Source organism: Nostoc sp. MG11 (genome assembly GCF_014904695.1).
In the GTDB taxonomy this organism is placed as follows: domain Bacteria; phylum Cyanobacteriota; class Cyanobacteriia; order Cyanobacteriales; family Nostocaceae; genus Komarekiella.
Genome location: NZ_JACXXN010000007.1, coordinates 107,193 through 126,509 on the forward strand (window position 1 = coordinate 107,193; position 19,317 = coordinate 126,509).

Genomic DNA, 19,317 nt, shown 5'->3' on the forward strand with positions numbered 1-19,317 from the left:
ATCCCCCCTAGCCCCTTTAAAAAGGGGAAAACCTCTAAAGCCCCCTTTTTAAGGGGGTTGGGGATCTGAGTGCGTAAGTCCTGAATTGATACATTTAAGCATGGAGATTTGCTTGTTCTTGCAACCACGGATCTACAGGTTGTCCATCCTTACGGCGTAATTCAATTTCCACTACCATCACTTCCTTTGAGCCAGGGGGAGCAGGTTTTTGATGAAAAATAACATCATAATCTAGTGGATTATGATTCCTTTCTTTCAACCATTCATGTACCTTGGTTGTAGCAAACAATGATTGTCCTTGCCCAAACATTCGGGTAATTTGCATTTGTAGCGTGTAGGGATTTATGCGACTCATTTTCTACCGCCTTTATAGAGTAATTTTGATAGTGGGCTTGTGTCCACTTGATATAATCTGATGTTAGTTTAAGAGTAGGTAAGATGCTACTCCACATCAAAGCAGATTTTCAACGGCTTTTTTAGATTCATTTTGCAATACCAATACTGCGATCGCAGCAAATCATGCTTCACTAAATTAGTACGATGTCTGACGACAAGCTGTTTAACGTCTACCCACCTTGCAGTGGCGTTAAAGCAATGACGCCAAACTTCTCTTCTATTATGAGGGTTCGGTAAACCTCATAATCCGTAGTTGTTGAGTAGCCGTCAAAGTTAATCTATCTCAAGGAAAAGCTGGAAAACTTCTTGAGTACGGTAAACTGCAATACAAAACTTATTAAGTCTCCGTTAAAATCAAAACTAGAAAGTAAGTGGAGGAGCCACCAAGATGCAAGTTACATACAATTCTGATAAACGCAAATTGCTATCATCTCTGTCTCATGGGGCGATTTTCTTTAGTACAGCATTGTTTTCAATTGGAGTTCCAATTGTAATTAACTTAATGTCTGACGATCCAGTTGTTAAAAGTAATGCCAAAGAATCGATTAATTTTCACTTCAATGTTTGGTTCTGGGCAACTTTAATTGGAGTACCAATTGGGATTCTATCTTGGATAACTTTTGGTATTGGCGGACTTTTGTTTTTCCCCGTTATTGCTCTTGGCTTTGCAATACACTGGGGGCTGACAATTTGGGCATTGTTGCACTGTTTTGGCCAGCCAGATGTACCGTTCCGTTATCCGTTTATTTTTCGATTGTTCTAATCACACCAACTCAAAATTAAGTTTGTTTTTGAAAAAGGGATTGAGATATATCTCTTTTTTATTTATTATGCGATCGCTCTCGATAATTATCTCTTAAATGAGATCAACTAAGTATTTGATAATTTCTGCGTCCACGGTTGCAATAGTTAAGCCGTGGTGTAAAGCTTGACAAATAAGCATCCGATCAAAGGGGTCTTTGTGCAATGATGGTAGACTACCAAGTTGAGTAACGCTGCTTTCATCTAGGTCAAGATTTGCAATTTGATGGCGATCGCGTTGTTTGGGAAGATAAGTTTCGGGAGATTCTGGTAATGGTAGTCTGCCCAATTGATATTTGATAATAGACTCCCACATCGAGATAACACTTAGATAGACTTTGTTGTCTAGATTGTAAATTACATCTCGAACATCTGTTGGTAAACGATTATCACCACTAATAAACTTTTTCCTATTAAAGAGTCACGGATCGGCGTTTCTTCTCCACCAACTTTTTACGTATGGTGGGGGACTCCGACGCTTGAATACTCGCTAACGCTGCGCGATCGCCGCGACAGTTAAGAAACTTATACCTGTAAAGGCTGGGGGGTGAGGTTTAGTCAATCGATACCCCTCAGAATATATCACAACTTAATTTTGTTATAGATTGTAGAGAGGCACGCCGCTTCCAAAGCTGACCAACAGATGGGGATGGTTGTTATGAAGAACAAAAATCAAACTGTTTTTGCTTTAGTGTTGAAAAGCGCTATTGTCTTTTCGCCTTTGCTACTGTCCACTGGGATTGTCAGTGGACAACCTGCACCTACTCCCTCCCCAGCACTGACACCTGCTCCAGTCCTATCAAATCAGGAGCGGGAAGAATTGGCACGGCTGCGAGCCGAAAGGCGACTTCAACAGCAAGTCCAGTCTGATTTCAATCGCGCTTTTAGCCGTACAACCATCCTGCTCAATGTTTGGCTAGTCATATTAAGTTTATTTCCAGTTGCAGCAATTGCTTTATTTTGGCTATTGCGACGGGTGGCAATCCGTGAAATTGCTGATAGAGCAATGAAACAGCTACAGGGAATGGAAAAATTACAAACTCAACTCACTACTGTTAAGCAAGACGCCGAAAATATTATTCAAGAAGCTAAAAATATTACTCATGAATTAGAACAGGAAACTGGGGTTTTACAACAAAAAATCAAAAGCGAAGAAAGTAATTTCTATTCACTTACATCTGAGCTAGATCAAACTAAAGTACAGTTATTAGCTAGATTAGAAACTGAAATCAAACAATCTCAAAAAAATATCCAAACTTTAGAATCAGAATTTGCTTCTGGTTTATCTAAATTAGAGTTAAGCGCTCAACAAAATAGAGATATAGCGCTGGATAATCTAGGTAAATTAGCATCGGCTCTGGCTGAGGAACTATCTAATTTAAAGTCGGGGGTACAACAACAGCAAGAATTAGCTGTTGCTGATTTAGAAGAATCAAGGTCTGACTTTAAATCTCAACTTTCTATATGGCAGTTTGATGCTCAAATACAAAAGGATCAGACTCTTGAGGGTTTAGCAAAATTACAGTCAGAATTTGCATCTCAACTATCTGAATTACAGGCAGATACTCAGCAGAAGAAGGATATCACGCTTGAAAATTTTGGGAAAGTAGATAGTCAATTGAAATCTGAGTTATCTGAATTACAATTAGATGCTCAGCGACAAAAAGATCTCACATTTGAAAATTTAGCAAAATTACAGTCAGAATTTGCATCTCAACTATCTGAATTACAGGCAGATGCTCAACAACAAAAAGATATCACGTTTGAGAATCTGGGAAAAGTAAATAGTCAATTGAATTCTGAACTATCTGAATTACAATTAGATGCTCAGGAGCAAAAGGATAAGATTATTGAAAATTTAGTAAAATTACAATCAGAATTTGCCTTTGAGCTATCCGAATTACAGGAAGATATTCAAAAACGTAAAGAGTTAATTATTGATGATTTAGAAAAATCTGGCTCTGAATTTACTTCACAATTTTCAGAATTACAATTAAATACTCAACATCAAAAAGTTCTCATTTTAGAAAAACTAGAGCAATTAAAAACAGAGTTTGTTTCACAGTTGTCTGAGCTACAAATGGATGCTCAACAAAGAAAAGATTTAATCCTTCAAGAATTAGTAGATATCACATCTACATCCATTCCAGAAGTCATAAATCACGAAGTTGAGGAAAAAATACAGCAAGATCCAGAAGAATTGGAAGTCTCTGCTGATGATTATGTAAAAGAAGGCGATCTTCTATTTTCTGAAAAGCAATATGATGATGCGATCGCAGCTTACAATAAAGCAGTTCAAATCCAGCCTGATGATGCTGTAACTTGGTTCAAACGCGGTATTACTCTTGCAAGACTAAAACGCTACAAAGATGCGATCGCTTCTTATGATAGAGCTATTAACATTAATCCTAATGACCATCAAGCTTGGTGCGATCGCGGTGTGGCTTTTGGCTATTTACGACAGCATCAGCAAGCTTTTGCTTCTTTTGATCAAGCTACGCAAGTCAAGCATGATGATGTAGTTGCCTGGATGAATCGCGGTCTGGCTCTGATAGAATTGGAAGAATACGAAGATGCGATCGCTTCCTTTGATCAAGCGCTACAATTTCAACCTAATTCTCCAAAAGCTTGGGATAAACGAGGTTATACTTTGGTACGATTGGGACGTGATGATGAAGCGATCACTAGTTTTAATAAAGCATTGGAAATTAAACCAGATTATGCTAGTGCTTATTACAATAAAGCAGCTTGTTATGCACTACAAAGCCAAGTTGAATTAGCTCTAGAAACTCTCCGACAAGCAATTGAACTTAATCCCAGATACGAAGAAGAAGCAGCGGTTGACTTAGATTTTGATGAGATTGCAGAGGATAAGCGTTTTCAGCAATTGATTCAAAGCCATCAACAGCAATGATCATCTGCATAATCTAGGCGATCGCACTCATATCTACCTTTAATCTCGTCATTGAAAAATCTACCAATTGAGTCTGTTGAATGCAAATCTTCCCAAGTTTCTGACTCTACTCCCGAATACTGGTAAACTGCACCACTTTGAAACTCAACTTGTAAAATCTGTTCGTCGCTATCGTAGCCGACAGCGATCGCCATTGATGAGCTAACTGGTAACATGGCAATTGGTTCTTCTTCAAACGGCAGTGCAGGAGTCTCAGCAATAATCTCGTTCAGACTCGTAGTCCTTCATAAGCTTGTACTGGCGGCGGGAATTTCCAAAAACTCTAACTCGTCGCCTCGGTCAAGCAACAACTGCAAATATCCGTCAGAGTGAGCGATCGCTACTAAACTGCTCAAGTCTACCTTAGATAGCTTCATTTATTTTGCTCTCGTGGTGGCGTAGTGCGGGAGTGTTAAATTTTATTGAAATGCTTTATAGTATAAATGTACTATAAAAGTATTTGACTGTCAAGCTTGTTTAACCAAGTTGTCACAGTCGCTATTCTTGAAAAATCCCACATTAGGAAAGCTGTTGTTTATCCAGTGAAGTTTTGTTTATTGGCTTTCGACCAAACGCATAAAAGATTGTGACATCGTTCCAAATGCCTTCCTCAGTCACTAATGCTACCAATTCTGCTTTTGATAGTTTCGTAGTTGGTGCTTTAGCAAAGACAGCGCCAACTACAAACAATAACCTATCTAGAGATGACAGTAGAGTCTGTCACCTGCGAATGTAGCCTTTGCGTTTGCAAGTAACGATAGAGACGATTCAGGGCATTTATATAAGCATAAGCTGCTGCCACCACAATATCAGTATCAGATGCTTGTCCAGAGAATATCCGCTCTTGATGCCTCAAGCGAACTGTAACGGTTCCCAGCGCATCAATTCCTTCTGTTACAGATTGGACGGAAAACTCAATTAGTTGATTGGGAATTTGCACCATTTTACTGATTGCTTGATACACTGCATCCACTGGGCCTGTGCCAACAGTCGCATCTGTGAGAATTTTGCCATCGGGGGTGACAATTGTGATGGTTGCAGTGGGACAGGTGCAGTCACCGCAGATTATCTGGACGTGTTCAATTTGAAAGCCACTTTCTACTTGAATTTGCGTTTCATCTCTAGCGATCGCTTCTAAATCCCAATCTGATATTTCCTTTTTCTTATCGGCGACTTCTTTAAACCGATTGAAGGCTTTATTCAAATCTGCTTCATTCAAATCAAACCCCAATTCCTTAAGCCTAGTACGAAAAGCATTCCTTCCAGAGTGCTTACCCAAAACAATACGATTTTCCGGCAAACCGATCGCAGCAGCTTCCATAATTTCGTAGGTTTCACGGTGCTTTATGATACCATCTTGGTGAATCCCAGACTCATGAGCAAAAGCGTTTGCTCCAACAATCGCCTTATTCGGCTGAATCAACATTCCAGTTAATTGGGAAACCAAGGATGAGGTTTTGTAAATTTCTTGGGTTTTGATATTAGTTAAGGGTGTTTCAGAATCGACTGGACGACCAAAGTAGGGGTTAAAAAAGGGTTTGCGAACCTGCAAGGCCATAACAATCTCTTCTAACGCTGCATTACCTGCTCGTTCACCAATACCATTAATCGTACATTCTACCTGACGTACACCGTATTCAATTGCTGCCAAAGCGTTAGCTGTAGCTAAACCCAAATCATTTTGAGTGTGAACGGAAAGAATCGCTTGATCAATATTAGGAACGTTTTCTCGAATTCCCTGTATGAGATTTCCCATTTCTTTGGGTGTGCAGTAACCAACCGTATCGGGAATGTTAATCGTGGTTGCACCTGCGGCGATCGCTACCTCCAACACCTGATAGAGAAACTCTCTTTCAGTGCGACTAGCGTCCATTGGAGAGAATTCTACATCATCTACAAATGATTTGGTGTATGCAATCATTTCTTCGGCGATCACTAATACTTCGCTGCGGGACTTCTTCAACTGATATTTGAGGTGAATATCAGAAGTAGAAATCATCGTATGGATTTTGGAGTGAGCAGCAGGTTTCAAAGCTTCGGCAGCTGCTTGAATATCTTGGCGAATCGCTCGCGCCAAACTGCAAATGATTGGGCCACCCGGTATCCCAACTTGTTCAGCAATACTTTTAACAGCTTGGAAATCTCCGGGACTGGCTACGGCAAATCCGGCTTCAATCACATCAACACCGAGTAGAGCCAGTTGATGAGCGATTGCAAGCTTTTCTTCTACGTTTAATGTTGCGCCTGGCGACTGTTCGCCATCCCGTAGTGTGGTGTCGAAGATGATAACTCGGTCTGCTTGAGATGCAATGCTCATAACTGTCTCCCGTAATTTTCAGGGGATTGTTGTTTGTAACTTTGGATATTGTATACGATTTTTTGTATACAATATAAATTATGAACTTAAATGACTTAGTAGCCAACGTGCTACAACAGCAACGTAGTACCCCAGATTTAATTGCCGACGCCTTGCGGGAAGCGATTTTGCAGGGTATTTTTCAGGAAGGACAATACTTAAGACAAGATGAAATCGCCACTCAGTTTGGAGTCAGCCGTATTCCCGTGCGCGAAGCACTCAAGCAACTCGAAGCAGAAGGATTGGTAACGCTGCATCTAAATCGCGGCGCAATGGTATCAGTGCTAACAGCCGCAGAGGCACAAGAAATCTGCGAAATTCGTAGCGCCTTGGAGGTCAAAGCGATACAAATAGCAATACCTAAATTAAGCGAAGCAGATATAGAAAAGGCTGCTGTGATTCTGGAAGCGACTGACCAAGCCACCGATGCAGGTGTGTTAGCAAAACTCAACTGGGAATTTCATGCGACGCTGTACGCAGCTGCGGAACGTCCTCGGCTGCTGATGATGATTAAAAACTTGCATGTTAATTGCGATCGCTATGTCCGTGTGCAATTGACGCAAATGGATTATCATGAGCGATCACAAAAAGAACATTATCAACTCTTGGATGCTTGTCGTCAGCGAGATCTAAAAACTGCTGTCCGGTTATTGAAACGACACATTGACACCGCAGGAGAGCAGCTAGTTGCATACTTGCAGCAAAAAGCTCAAAAGCGCTAATTTTTGCAGGAACTCAATATATGTGATCTACTAGAACAGACTAAACGGGAAATTTACACTATCCTGTCAGAGAAATAGGTAGGTCGTTTATGAAAAAGTTGATTCGGCGTATCAAAGCATTGCTCCAACGCATCCTTAAGAAGGTTTCATCCAATTCTCAAGAACGTTCACCCCTCAATTCTCGCCTGATAGATACTTCTATTCCTACTTCTCCCCAATGGAAGTCTGGTTTAGTGCTTGTATGTTCACAATGTGCAAACGAGCAGTCAAATAGCTCTCATCGAGCTAGCAGAAGCTCAACGGCTTCCGAAGACTTACAGAATTGGTTAAAATCTCGTCTGAAATTTGAGGGATTATGGGGTAAATTTCGGGTTGTTAGCACCAGTTGTTTAGGCGCTTGTCCCCGGACTGGCGTTGCTGTAGTTCTTGTAAGTGAGGTAAGTGACGGCAATGGCCAATGCTTAATTGTAAATCCTCAAAGCGATCGCGAAGTTCTCTACTCACGCATCAAGCAGAATAATGGGTGACTTAACAAGTTTGCCAACGCTAAAATACTTTTTCATGCCAAACTGTGTTTCGTACTCTACCACGGTTCAGCTAAGAGTGAAATAAAAAAGGGGTGAATTCAAATATTCACCCCTTACTTTTCTTTTTTTATCTTTACTCTCTTCCTAGATAAAAAAGAAACAAAGAGTACTTATCCAAACTGTATTGCTGCCATTATATGCCCGAACAATTACTCCTTTAAACGAGGTATATTTGGTCTTACCAAAGTAGTTGAAGAATTAGTAGTTCGGGAATTAGTAATTGAGGAATTAGCGGTTGGCGAACTGAGGTTCAAGAAATCGATGAGTTTAAGAGTACGACGACGGATTTTCCAACGTCCATTTATATTGACGACTTCATCTTGATAAGTACCATTAGCGACATCAATGCTGGTTTCTGAACGTTTGTGGGTTGCATGGAGGTAAGAAGTCATCGTTGCTTGATTGTTTTCAACTGAAATGTTTATCGTACCTATCAAGTGTTGAGTAGCTTGATATCCATTTCCTTGGAATACTGAATAGACAAAATCCGCCCAACCGTCTGTCCCAATACGTGTTACACTTGCTCCATCAGGAAAAATGGCAGTAATAACTACATCCTGAGTAAAACAATCTCGATAAATTTCTTTTCCCCCTGCAAGATTTCCTTCACCAATAGCATCAGTTCCCAGAGCGTAACAGGCTGTTAATTTTTGAATTTCTAATTCTGCATTAGGTTGAGCCGCACTTGCTAGTTCAAATCTACCTCCAAGCAATAAAACAAGAGTGACTGCAAGCACAATCAAAGTTATACGATGTGACACAAATGAGATAGCCTTTGAAACTATTCGCCCATTTTCTTTTCTTTTTTCCACGGAATGAATCCTTTATTTTTATAGTTTTTGCATCTTGTACTTCGCCACAAACTAAAATTTTATATGAAAGTTTTAGCTTATTTTAATAAGCTAAAATACTTGCACATTAGGCTAGAGCTTACCTGCATGTAAACCAGGAAAACTATATTCCTAGTGTAATGATTAAACTAGTACAAGATTTAAGTATCTAATCATTTATAGCAGGTAAGCAACAACTTTGTAACTGTTAATTACAACTAAATTTATATTGATATGTATTAATCATCGATAATTCATAAAACTCAAAAAAAAGTTCATAAATAAGTAGTTTTTCTGAAGTTTTACAATTTACACAATTAAAATAAGATTGCTGTAGAAAATTATCCAGAAATAGGGATAGAAATTATAAATTCTGTTCCTTGTCCCAAAACTGATTCACAAATCAAACTTCCGCCGTGGTTGTCTACTATAATTTGCCGACTAATAGATAATCCTAATCCCGTACCTTTTCCTACAGATTTAGTAGTAAATAAATTCTCAAAAATACAGGCTTTAACTTCTTCTGGCATTCCTTTAGCATTATCTAGAATATTAATTATCACATTTTTATTATCTTCACTAATGTTAGTTACGATAGTAATAAAGTTAGGATAATTTTCCTGAATTTCTAAAAAAGTCCGACCGATATTTGCTTCTTCTAAAGCATCAATTGCATTTGCAACAATATTCATAAATACCTGATTTAATTGTCCTAAATAGCATTTTATTGATGGAATATTTCCATAATCCTTAACAATTTGAATTGCTGGACGATTATGATCAGCTTTCAGACGATGCTGTAAAATGAGCAGAGTACTATCAATACCTTCATGGATATTAGCTAATACTTTAGAGGTAGTATCAGCGCGGGAAAAAGTACGGAGTGATGTACTAATATTACAAATGCGTTGTGTCCCTACTGTCATACCATCAATTATTTTGGGTAAATCTTTTAGTAAGAATTTTATATCTATTTCTTCAGCTTTTTCCTCAATTTCAGCACCAGGATTAGGAAATTTTTCTCTATACAGTTGCAGATAATCTACTAAATCGGTAACTGTATCTTTTGCTTGAGCGATACTACCCGTAATAAAAGCAATAGGATTGTTTATTTCGTGCGCTATACCTGCAACTAAATTCCCCAGAGAAGACATTTTCTCGCTTTGGATGAGTTGTAGTTGTGCTTCTTGTAAATCTTTGATTGACTGTTCTAATTGCCTAGATTTATCTTGTTCTCTTGTATACAATCGAGCATTTTCTATAGCAGTAGCCATTTGAGAAACTAAAACTTTTAATACTTCTACTTTTTCTGAGCTAAAAGCTCCTGATGATAACTGATTTTCTAAATAAATAATACCTGTAAGCTGCGATTGATAAATGATTGGTAAACAGAAAATTGATTTTGATTGAAATTTTTGAATGTATACATCCACATTAAAAGGTTCAGTAATTCTGGCATCATTTAATATCAGCTTTTTCTGAGTTCTGAAAACGTAATTAATAACAGAGATAGGTAAATCATCATAAGTTTCAACAGGAATAGATTGTAAAACTTTTACTACATCATTAGTAGTATTACTAGAAGCTTCGATATATAGTTGATTATCTTTAAGTAGTAGTAGCTCTACTTTTTGTGCAGCAGCGTTTTCTAGTAAAATTTTAATTAACTTACCCAATAAATTTTCTAAAATAATTTCATTGGTAATTGCTTGGGAAAACTTGACGAATGTATTAAAGTCTAGAAAGTCGCTTAAACTGCTATTAGTGGTAGTGTTAGTAGCAATGTGAGTTGCATCTAGTTTTAAAGTAGAAGCCTCTATAGTACTAGTTTGTTCTACTAGAAAAGTATACTTTGATTGTAAGTATTTAACTTTAGCGATCGCACCCCAACGAATATAAGCATAATAGGCTTTAGTTATATAAGTTTGATGAATTAGCTCTTTACCTAAAGATTTATAAAATTTTCCTGCTAACTCATAGGCTAAAGCTTCTTCTTGAAGACAACCGTTTTCTTGAGATTTGGCAATAGAACTCTCATAGTAGTCCATTGCCTTAAGCTTTTGACCTAAAACTTGATACCGTTCTGCCTCCACCAGATAAAATCTGTGTAAGTGATTCATTGGAGCATGAGTAGCCCAAAGTTCGATCTTTTGCTGATTAGCTTCTACTTTTTCAAGAATAGCCTGCTGCTCAGATTCTTTAGCGGTATGATAAATTGCCAATTGAGTTAAAGAATCATAGAAGTAAAACAGTGGAACAACAAACAATCCTGTAACACCACCTAAAGACTTTTCTGCCATTGCAGCATTTTCTTGAGCTTGAAAATACTCCTCAAACAGGTAAGAGAGCATTAACTTATTGAGAAATAAATGGTTAATTGTATAAAGGTCATTCACTTGCTGATGAATTGGTAGCATGCTTTGCTCATGGTAAGCTTCTCCAATTAGACAGCATACATTTTTCAAACTTCCTTTTAAGTTCAAAACTGTTTGTAAATATATTTGGTTCCAAGTTAAAGCTACTTGTTGCTTAATTTTTTTCAGCGATTCACAGTAAGCTATCAATTCTTTTTCTAGAACCCAAAGTTCCTTACCAAGCCAAAATGAATGATAGGGATAAATATAAGCACAATAGCCAGCATATTCTAAGTCTCCGGTTTCTAGACCACTAGAATACCCTATCTTTGCTGATGACAATGTCTCTTTAATATGCTCTTTCCAATGCATAACATGAGCGCTAACAACTGTCAAAATCTTAGCTTTGAGTTCTTCAGCATTAAATTGTGACACCAGACTTGAAGCCAATTTGCCAAACTCATAGCCAGAATCAATTTCGCCTTGAACTCCACAAAGAATTAACCCATAAAGACTATAACCATAGGCTGATACAGCCGTATTGCCATACTTTAAAGATAAATTGACCATTTCACAGGCAATAATTGGCATCATTTCAGGAGCAGTTTGAAAAGCTGCGGGGAGAACTCCCATTAAGATTCTCATTGCTGCTATCTTGTTCGGGTCGGTCATGAGAGGTAAATTAATTAAATCTGCAATTGTTTTTCCTCTCATTTGAGCAACGATTTCATCCATCGCCTGTTGAATATCGGCTGATGTTGGTTTCTCTGGAAAATTTATTCCTAGTAATTGCAGAATTGATAGTGCTACTTGGATAGCTTCCAATTGTTTACTTTGAACTATGGAAGCTACAATCTGCACTTCATAGACTTTCACTTTATCTAAAAGAATATTGGCGTGTTGCAGCACTACTTCAGACCATTGCTGCATCTGCTCAAAATTACCATTTAGATAAGCTACCTCTGCGGCTCCTTCATACAAACCTATAGTTAAGTTATATTCAGTTTGCCAAGCATCTATATTTAAAAGCTCTATTCCAGTTTTCAAGTACTTAAGAGCTGCTTCATAAGCTGTAGAAGCTTTGGCTTTTCGACCTGCAATTAAATTTAAGCGTGCTAATTCGGTTTTTTCTGATTGCTCTATTAGATTAACAATACCTACATTCAACTGATTGACGATATCAAAAATATTGGCTTCTATTTCCTCTTTAGGTATATTTTGCAGCAGCAATTGCCCAATTTTTAGATGCGTAATTTTTTTATGATGTTCTGGAATCAACGAATAAGCTGCTTGTTGTACTCTGTCATGTAAGAACTTATAACCTACACGTGAAGTATCAAAATTCAAATTTGCTGCTTCTTCTTGATTAAAAATTAAAGGAATCCGATAAGCTTCATTTAAAGGTAGAACTAACCCTGCTTGCAAAGCTGCATATAAATCATTTGCTGTTGCAGAAGGAGCTTTTTCATTGATTATCGATAGAACATCTAAACTAAATCTGTCACCCACACAAGCTGCTAATTTCAAAACCTCTTGAGTAAATTTTGGCAATTTTTCAACCCGACTAGCAACTAGTTCAACTACATTTTTGTCAGTAATTCCAATTGCTTGAATTTCCTCTAGACTCCAGTGCCATTTCGCATTACTAAAATTAAATTTTAAGAGTTTTTCTTGATAAAATACTTGAAGTAACTGTGTAATAAAAAATGGATTGCCGCCTGTTTTATTACAAATTAATTCAGCCAATTGTATAACTTGATTATTAAAAGCTTGGCTTTCTGATTGATGGGCGTTACCTGAAAATTCATTTTCAATAAATGGGATTTCTTGTAAAGTTTCAGCAATTAACTGAGTTACATTCTCTAAATTCAAAGGTTGCAATACAATATTATTAACAACTGTACCAGCATTCTGAATTTCTTCTATTTTTTGGATTAAAGGATGCGTGGGACTAACTTCATTATCCCTATATGCTCCAATAAACAATAGATGTCTGCTGTCAGTATCAGTTATTAGCAGTTGGATTAAGTTTAATGTGGCTGAATCTGCCCATTGCAAATCATCTAAAAAAATGACTAGAGGGTGTTCTTTTTGGGTGAAAACTTGGATAAATTCTTTAAAAACGCGATTGAAGCGGTTTTGTGATTCTGTTGCTCCGATTTGGACAACTTCTGGCTGTGTACCGATGATTAATTCTAATTCTGGGATAATATCAATAATGACTTTTCCATTTATTCCTAAAGCTGAAGATATCTTATTACGCCATGTTTCTATTTTTTCGCTGTTCTCTGTTAGTAAATATCGGATCAAGTAAGTAAAAGCTTGAATTAATGGAGTATAAGGGATATTTCGTTTAAATTGATCAAATTTGCCAGGGATGAAGTAACCTTGTTGGCGAGTAATGGGTTTATTAATTTCGTTGACTAAAACTGATTTGCCAATACCAGAATAACCAGAAACTAGCATCATTTCGCTAGCTCCAAATGTAATCCGTTCAAAGGTAGCTAATAGTTCACTTACTTGTTTTTCACGTCCATATAACTTTTGAGGTATTAATAACTGACTTAAAATGTCTAAACGACCTGGAGTAAAATCAGTAATCATACCCTTAGTTTCTAACTGGTTGAGACATAATTCTAAGTCTGCTAATAATCCTGTGGCACTTTGATATCTGTCTTCCGCAGTTTTTGCCATCAATTTCATAATAATTTCTGAGATGGCATTAGGAATTTTGGGATTTAATGACTGTGGGTTGATTGGTTGAACAGCAATGTGACTGTAAACTATTTCTAGAGGATCTTGACTAAAAAATGGTGGTTTCTCTGTTACCATTTCGTATAAAGTCACGCCAAGAGAATAAAAGTCAGTGCGATAATCAAGAATGCGATTCATTCTCCCGGTTTGTTCAGGAGACATATAAGCAAGTGTGCCTTCAACGCAGTTAGGGTTAGTAAATTGGGGATTTTCTTTGTTGAGGCGGGAGGCTATACCAAAGTCAGTGAGTTTAACAACACCTGTTTGGGAGTTAATGATGATGTTACTGGGTTTGATATCTTTATGAAGAATCTGGTGTTGATGCAAATAATCTAAGGCTTTAGTTAGTTGAATAGCAATGTTTAAATAGTTAATCAAGTCGAGTTTTTCTGTTTGTAGCAGTTGGGCTAAAGACTGACCGCCAAAGTCTTCTAACAACAGTCCTATACGATTTTCAAAGGTTTCTAAACTAATAGCTTTAACTATGTTTGAATGGTCTAAACTCTGCTGAATTTGATACTCATTTTTCAGGCGTGTAAAAGCTTCAAGAGTAGGATATTCATTTTTAAGAAGTTTAAGGATAAATCGCTGTTGCGTCTTTAGCGCTTGTGCCTGATAAATAATAGTTTGAATTCCTTCGTGGAGAGTGGAATTGATTTGGTATCCAGTACAATTTGACATTATTCTTTGACTACAAAAGTTACAAAAATTAGCATCATCCCCTGTTCTATGGTGAAAGGGGTTCTGGTTTAATTATTCCCAGTGGGTAGGAGATTATTATCATTGCGATTCCGTCCTCTAGGGTTGCGTGGCTGTAACTCAAACCAGTAGCTAAAATTCTGACTCTAGCTTTTATGCCAACCGCAGATAAGGACATTTTTGTAAAAATCCAGATGCCTTATTGTGAGCATCTAAGTTATGAGTATGTGCTGGCGTCGGTCGAATAATCCCACCAAACAGATCATCCAACCCATAAGGTGTAAAAAATTGCCATTCACCTTTTGTATCTAGCCGAACTCCCACAGCAGTAGCGGTGTGTAGCCAATCTGTGATACCGTCTTCTGCACTGGTGTAGGCTCTGTGACCAAGACGCCAACGCGCAAAACTGGCTTGATTTTTCACATCAAACTGTTCATGAGAAAATTGTTCTGTTAAAGTTGCTTTCGCGGCTATTTCTTGGGAACGGTTTCCTTCAATATCAAAGAATGCAATATCAAAATCTTTAATACCTAATCCACATTCATTGCCAAAGATTGAGTGCCAAACTGTATTTCGGATTGCACCCCCTGCTAACCACCAGTTTGGTAAGTTGAGTTGAGCGATCGCAGGTAGTACTGTACCAATAACTGTATCAGCTAAAATCGTTTGTAGGTGAGTGTTACTATTCATATCAAAATTTTGGAATTGTCAACTAAAAGGTGAAAATATTATTATTTACATTTCACAAAGATTACGGTTTTTGAGTCCTACTTTGACACTTGGTGGGTTGATGTTTATCAAGAGAACTTCTGTAGTTATAGTACAAAGAGAACAGGGTTACACGATAGCGAAAGTTGTGAATTTAAAATTTAAATTTCTTATTTATGGAAGACTTATTTGCGCGGCTTGAACGCACACTAAATCCTGAACTGCCTTCCCTAACTGAGTCACAACAACAACTGTTGCAAGAACTCAGTATTAATGAAAATCAACCCGGTACAATTGGGCGTGATTTTCAAACAATGATAGATTTCTTGCAATCAGATGGGATAGAAGTTAGTAGTGTTAATAATCTTTTACCATTAAAAGTACTATCAGAAATTAATTCTCGGTTGAGTCATCCAATTGAACATCAACTCAAACGCCCTGTACAGAAATCATACCCTTACATTAATGGACTCTACCTATTATTACGCAGTTCTGGGATAGCTAAAATTAGATCTCAAGGAAAAAAGCAGATTTTAATATCAGACGAAGCTACTTTGAAATCATGGTCAAATCTCAACTCCACAGAACGCTATTTCAACTTACTAGAAGCCTGGTTGATTTGGGGAAATAACGAAATTTTGGGTGAGCACCAAGACTCTTTCGGCAATTTATTTAGGTGCATACAGTTTTGGCCCCGCATCCCAGATAAAGGTTTAAAATTTGCCAAATATGAAGATCAACAAAATATTAGTTATTACCCTGGTCTTCATAACGTTGCCCTGTTAGAGTTATTTGGACTAATATCTATCAAACAGGGAAAACCACAAGCAGGTAAAGGATGGCGCATTGCCAGTTTACAACGCTTGCCTTTCGGTGATGCTTTATTACGGTTATTGTTTCCGATTGGAATACGCGGAGAGTTACAGGATGATGTAAATGTGACTTTTGGAAAATTGCAGTCACATCTGCAAGCATTTTTTCCAGAATGGCAGCAGAATTTACATGTGCCAATGCAAAGCTTCACTGATGGTATTTATATTTTTAAAGTGTCCGTTTCTCGTTCTTGGCGACGCATTGCAATCCCAGCAAAAAAACCATTAAGCTGGTTAGCCGAGATAATTCTTGATGCTTTTGACTTTGATTATGATCATTTGTATGAGTTTAGTTATAAAGACCGTTTTGGTCGCACAATCAAGATTTGTCATCCATACATAGAAACACCACCATTTGCAGATCAAGTGCAAATTGGTAATTTGCCTTTAGAACCCGGTTCTAAAATGATCTATCTTTATGATTTTGGTGATAATTGGGAATTTGATGTGCAATTAGAAGCAATTAATCCACCTGATAATAAAATTAAAAAAGCAAAGATTTTGGAAATTCATGGAAATGCACCTCAACAGTATTGGAGTGAAGATAATGAATTAGATGAAGAGGAAGAATGAAGGATTTCTCTTTGAATTAGTAAGTAGTTAATTTAACCTAAGCGACATTGTAGAAGCTTATGAGTTGATTGTGTTTCCTACAACTAGCCTCAAAATTGAGATAGCTTTAGTTAAAATGAAGTAATATAAATTGTGAGGAGATAAAACTTGTGAGTCTTCCATATAGTGGAGGTTGTCAATGTGGACAGATTCGTTACGAAATTCATGCCCAAGCGTTAACCCTCTATCTATGCCACTGTAAGGAATGTCAGAAACAATCCTCTAGTGCTTTTGGAATGTCTCTTACCGTACCACGAGATGCTGTTGTGGTTATTCAGGGAAAACCGAAAGCTTGGACTCGGACAACTGATAGCGGGCGTGAAGTAAATAACCTGTTCTGTGGCGACTGTGGAACGCGATTGTTCCATGAAAGGACTTATAACCAAAATACTATCAATGTCAAAGCAGGAACATTAGATGATACAAGTTGGTTACGCCCAGTGGGTAACCTTTGGACAAGCAGTGCTCAGTCATGGGTGATAATTTCAGATCAATTGCTTAACTATGACGGGCAACCAGAGGATATTCAGCCTTTATGGGAAAAATGGACACAACAGCATCTATAAACGCACAATTCTCTACATTAGACATCATACCCCTAATAGTTTAACTAACGCTCTCAGTTGGTAGTCTAACTCATGACTGTACCAAAGGAGAGAATGAAAAAATTTTACTAGTAAAGTTCTTGAATGAACATATTAAATTATTTAAAAAAGTAATATTAAACTCAAATTATAAGTTTAGCTTGTATATCATATAGTTTTCTATACTTGTCTGTAACTCATGTTAAAAAAGCTAACGTATTATCATATTTTTCAGTAAAATCTTATTGGATATATCTAATCATGTAACTTAAATTAAATAGGATAATAAACTAAATTTCAGTTCATTCTCGAAAGTTTTAACAGTTATTTTGTACACAAGGTTGATGACAAAAGATACACCACAAGAGTTGAACCAAGACCAAGAGATTGGGCGCTTGATTGATGAGGTCATGTCTTCATCACTAACTGATCTAACTGATGAACAGTACCGCAAAAAGATGCAGCGGCGCAAAGAAGTCCAGGATCGACGAATAGCACAAGCTGTGCCAGAAAAAGGGTTAATTATTGTAAATACTGGTAATGGTAAAGGTAAAACCACTGCGGCTTTGGGGATGGTGTTACGATCGCTTGGTCATGGTTACAAAGTGGCGATCGTTCAATTCATCAAAGGTAGTTGGGAACCTTCAGAAAAAAGGGTTTTCAGTTATTGGGAAGATCAGTTGGAATTTCACGCGATGGGCGAAGGCTTCACCTGGGAAACTCAAGACCGCGATCGCGATCTCGATAAAGCTAGCGCCGCTTGGCAGAAATCATTAGAATATATTCGCAATCCAGATTTTCATCTAGTGTTGTTAGATGAAATCAATATCGCCCTCAAAATGGCTTATTTACAAGTTGAAGAAGTTTTAGCAGGTTTAGCGCAAAAACCAGATGATAAACACGTTATTCTAACAGGCAGAGGCGCACCGGCTGCTTTAATTGAACAAGCTGACTTAGTAACTGAAATGACCTTAGTTAAGCATCCTTTCCGCGATCAAGGCGTTAAAGCGCAACCAGGAATTGAGTATTAATTTGTTAGGTATTTCAATTACACATCAACTCATCAGGGCCGTTCTTTGTCATTAGTCATTTGTATTTATAAAGGACAAATGACTAATGACCAATGACGGTATTCATCATTTGACAAACTTACTGTAAGAACTTGCTGAAGATTGATTGCACATCTGCAATATCCGTCTGTCGTTGGCGCTAATACGATTTAACTGATGATAATCTTGCAGTGCTACCGAGTAGGCGTAGCTAGTTGACTCATCGTCAGCAACCCTAGGTAGTCTATTGGTTGTAGCTACCTGACTCGAACTGGCTTCATCTGGTGAACCCTTCACCGTCATCGCCAACTCTCCTGAGCGATCAAGTGTACCCTGGAAACAACTAAACTCTGATTGAGGCATATATAATGCACCTCTGACTCTGCCTTGTTGCTTCTGAAATATAATGTATCCTTGTCCAAGCTGGTTTGGTTTTGGGGATTGACCATAAAGATAAATCCCATTTTTAGCGGGAAAGTTTGCTCTCGGTAGAATTCCTGCTTCTTTTACAGATGCTTTGGGTTCTGGAACCAGCGCTACGGTTTGGTTCTTTCTCGATAAGCTTGCAGAAGCAATATATTTAGACCGCTGTTGAGAGCGTCTAGATACTTTGCTGCGAACGGGAGTCGATTTTGCAAGTTTTCTTTGCTCAAACTCTGAATCCCTAAATCTAGAAGCCGTCTTGCGTTGACTTCTTTGCTCTCGAACTTCTCTTAGCCGCGATAACAGAGGAGTTTCGGAGCTTTTCTGAATTCGAGCAGATGAAACTTGAGAATCTGTAACTAGTATGGATGCTTTTTCTATTTGGCTACTCAGCACTGGTTGAGTCTGCTTAGCCACAAAGCCGAGGGTGAGAAGTAAGCCCACAAGGGGAATTCCCAACTTAAGAGGGGGTAAGAACTGACGAATGTTGTTAAGCACCCTACTTCTCCTGTTAAAAAAATAACCAAGTTCTCTAGAACTTATTTGAACCGTAACTAAGTCTTGACCGTTCAAGGCTCCGTCAATGGTTTGATTTCTATTGTCCGAAAAACAAAAAT

At 37.8% G+C, this 19,317-nt stretch carries 14 protein-coding genes and 1 pseudogene; 7 read left to right on the top strand and 8 right to left on the bottom strand.

The window, feature by feature from the left end; all coding sequences use genetic code 11:
• Positions 1 to 94: 94 nt before the first annotated feature.
• Positions 95 to 355 carry a hypothetical protein gene (locus tag HCR01_RS13115; RefSeq protein WP_191758721.1) on the bottom strand — a complete coding sequence of 87 codons (261 nt, stop codon included), beginning with the start codon at positions 353 to 355 and terminating at the stop codon, positions 95 to 97.
• A gap of 429 nt (positions 356 to 784) precedes the next feature.
• On the opposite strand from HCR01_RS13115, the gene HCR01_RS13120 reads away from it, so the two are divergent.
• Complete coding sequence (locus HCR01_RS13120; RefSeq protein ID WP_193196609.1) at positions 785 to 1,159, top strand: DUF4870 domain-containing protein; 375 nt, start codon at positions 785 to 787, stop codon at positions 1,157 to 1,159.
• A 93-nt stretch (positions 1,160 to 1,252) separates the two neighbouring features.
• On the opposite strand, the gene HCR01_RS13125 is transcribed toward HCR01_RS13120, so the two are convergent.
• A complete protein-coding gene (locus HCR01_RS13125; protein WP_193196752.1) occupies positions 1,253 to 1,597 on the bottom strand; it encodes a type II toxin-antitoxin system VapC family toxin in 345 nt (114 codons plus the stop codon).
• A 258-nt stretch (positions 1,598 to 1,855) separates the two neighbouring features.
• Here HCR01_RS13125 and HCR01_RS13130 point away from each other — a divergent pair, with 258 nt between their 5' ends.
• Positions 1,856 to 4,111, top strand: coding sequence for a tetratricopeptide repeat protein (locus HCR01_RS13130; protein ID WP_193196610.1), 2,256 nt, complete (start codon positions 1,856 to 1,858; stop codon positions 4,109 to 4,111).
• On the opposite strand, the pseudogene HCR01_RS13135 reads toward HCR01_RS13130, so the two are convergent.
• Both HCR01_RS13135 and HCR01_RS13140 read right to left on the bottom strand, forming a co-directional pair.
• Positions 4,099 to 4,527, bottom strand: a pseudogene (locus tag HCR01_RS13135) (KTSC domain-containing protein). The gene HCR01_RS13130 and the pseudogene HCR01_RS13135 overlap by 13 nt on opposite strands.
• Before the next feature lie 317 nt (positions 4,528 to 4,844).
• Positions 4,845 to 6,467 carry a 2-isopropylmalate synthase gene (locus HCR01_RS13140; protein ID WP_193196611.1) on the bottom strand — a complete coding sequence of 541 codons (1,623 nt, stop codon included), beginning with the start codon at positions 6,465 to 6,467 and terminating at the stop codon, positions 4,845 to 4,847.
• A gap of 80 nt (positions 6,468 to 6,547) precedes the next feature.
• Between HCR01_RS13140 and HCR01_RS13145 the strand changes: the two genes are divergently transcribed.
• Together HCR01_RS13145 and HCR01_RS13150 are read left to right on the top strand one after the other, a co-directional pair.
• On the top strand, positions 6,548 to 7,228 hold the full coding sequence (locus HCR01_RS13145; protein ID WP_193196612.1) for a GntR family transcriptional regulator: 681 nt from the start codon (positions 6,548 to 6,550) through the stop codon (positions 7,226 to 7,228).
• 89 nt (positions 7,229 to 7,317) lie between these two features.
• Positions 7,318 to 7,755: a (2Fe-2S) ferredoxin domain-containing protein gene (locus HCR01_RS13150; protein ID WP_193196613.1), complete on the top strand. Its 438-nt coding sequence runs from the start codon at positions 7,318 to 7,320 to the stop codon at positions 7,753 to 7,755.
• 209 nt (positions 7,756 to 7,964) lie between these two features.
• Here the strand turns inward: HCR01_RS13150 and HCR01_RS13155 are convergent, their stop codons facing one another.
• The 3 genes from HCR01_RS13155 to HCR01_RS13165 form a co-directional block, all read right to left on the bottom strand.
• Positions 7,965 to 8,576: a nuclear transport factor 2 family protein gene (locus HCR01_RS13155; RefSeq protein WP_320073111.1), complete on the bottom strand. Its 612-nt coding sequence runs from the start codon at positions 8,574 to 8,576 to the stop codon at positions 7,965 to 7,967.
• Between the two features lie 410 nt (positions 8,577 to 8,986).
• Positions 8,987 to 14,434 carry an ATP-binding sensor histidine kinase gene (locus tag HCR01_RS13160; RefSeq protein ID WP_193196615.1) on the bottom strand — a complete coding sequence of 1,816 codons (5,448 nt, stop codon included), beginning with the start codon at positions 14,432 to 14,434 and terminating at the stop codon, positions 8,987 to 8,989.
• Between the two features lie 171 nt (positions 14,435 to 14,605).
• Positions 14,606 to 15,142: a nucleotidyltransferase family protein gene (locus HCR01_RS13165; RefSeq protein WP_193196616.1), complete on the bottom strand. Its 537-nt coding sequence runs from the start codon at positions 15,140 to 15,142 to the stop codon at positions 14,606 to 14,608.
• Positions 15,143 to 15,336: 194 nt separating this feature from the next.
• Between HCR01_RS13165 and HCR01_RS13170 the strand changes: the two genes are divergently transcribed.
• From HCR01_RS13170 to cobO, 3 genes are all read left to right on the top strand, one after another.
• Positions 15,337 to 16,605, top strand: a complete 1,269-nt coding sequence (locus HCR01_RS13170; RefSeq protein WP_193196617.1) for a plasmid pRiA4b ORF-3 family protein — start codon at positions 15,337 to 15,339, stop codon at positions 16,603 to 16,605.
• A 149-nt stretch (positions 16,606 to 16,754) separates the two neighbouring features.
• Positions 16,755 to 17,210 (top strand): GFA family protein, encoded by a 456-nt coding sequence (locus tag HCR01_RS13175; RefSeq protein WP_193196618.1) that lies wholly within the window; start codon positions 16,755 to 16,757, stop codon positions 17,208 to 17,210.
• Positions 17,211 to 17,572: 362 nt separating this feature from the next.
• Positions 17,573 to 18,259: a cob(I)yrinic acid a,c-diamide adenosyltransferase gene (gene cobO, locus HCR01_RS13180; protein WP_193196619.1), complete on the top strand. Its 687-nt coding sequence runs from the start codon at positions 17,573 to 17,575 to the stop codon at positions 18,257 to 18,259.
• A gap of 105 nt (positions 18,260 to 18,364) precedes the next feature.
• Here cobO and HCR01_RS13185 read toward each other — a convergent pair whose 3' ends face one another.
• Complete coding sequence (locus HCR01_RS13185) at positions 18,365 to 19,198, bottom strand: hypothetical protein (RefSeq protein ID WP_193196620.1); 834 nt, start codon at positions 19,196 to 19,198, stop codon at positions 18,365 to 18,367.
• Between the last annotated feature and the right edge of the window lie 119 nt (positions 19,199 to 19,317).

Excerpts from the sequence above, each read along its gene's own strand:
- HCR01_RS13165 (WP_193196616.1), bottom strand. The coding sequence starts at position 15,142 with ATGAATAGTAACACTCACCTACAAACGATTTTAGCTGATACAGTTATT.
- HCR01_RS13120 (WP_193196609.1), top strand. The coding sequence starts at position 785 with ATGCAAGTTACATACAATTCTGATAAACGCAAATTGCTATCATCTCTG.
- HCR01_RS13160 (WP_193196615.1), bottom strand. The coding sequence starts at position 14,434 with ATGTCAAATTGTACTGGATACCAAATCAATTCCACTCTCCACGAAGGA.
- HCR01_RS13140 (WP_193196611.1), bottom strand. The coding sequence starts at position 6,467 with ATGAGCATTGCATCTCAAGCAGACCGAGTTATCATCTTCGACACCACA.
- cobO (WP_193196619.1), top strand. The coding sequence starts at position 17,573 with ATGACAAAAGATACACCACAAGAGTTGAACCAAGACCAAGAGATTGGG.
- HCR01_RS13145 (WP_193196612.1), top strand. The coding sequence starts at position 6,548 with ATGAACTTAAATGACTTAGTAGCCAACGTGCTACAACAGCAACGTAGT.
- HCR01_RS13170 (WP_193196617.1), top strand. The coding sequence starts at position 15,337 with ATGGAAGACTTATTTGCGCGGCTTGAACGCACACTAAATCCTGAACTG.
- HCR01_RS13150 (WP_193196613.1), top strand. The coding sequence starts at position 7,318 with ATGAAAAAGTTGATTCGGCGTATCAAAGCATTGCTCCAACGCATCCTT.
- HCR01_RS13130 (WP_193196610.1), top strand. The coding sequence starts at position 1,856 with ATGAAGAACAAAAATCAAACTGTTTTTGCTTTAGTGTTGAAAAGCGCT.
- HCR01_RS13115 (WP_191758721.1), bottom strand. The coding sequence starts at position 355 with ATGAGTCGCATAAATCCCTACACGCTACAAATGCAAATTACCCGAATG.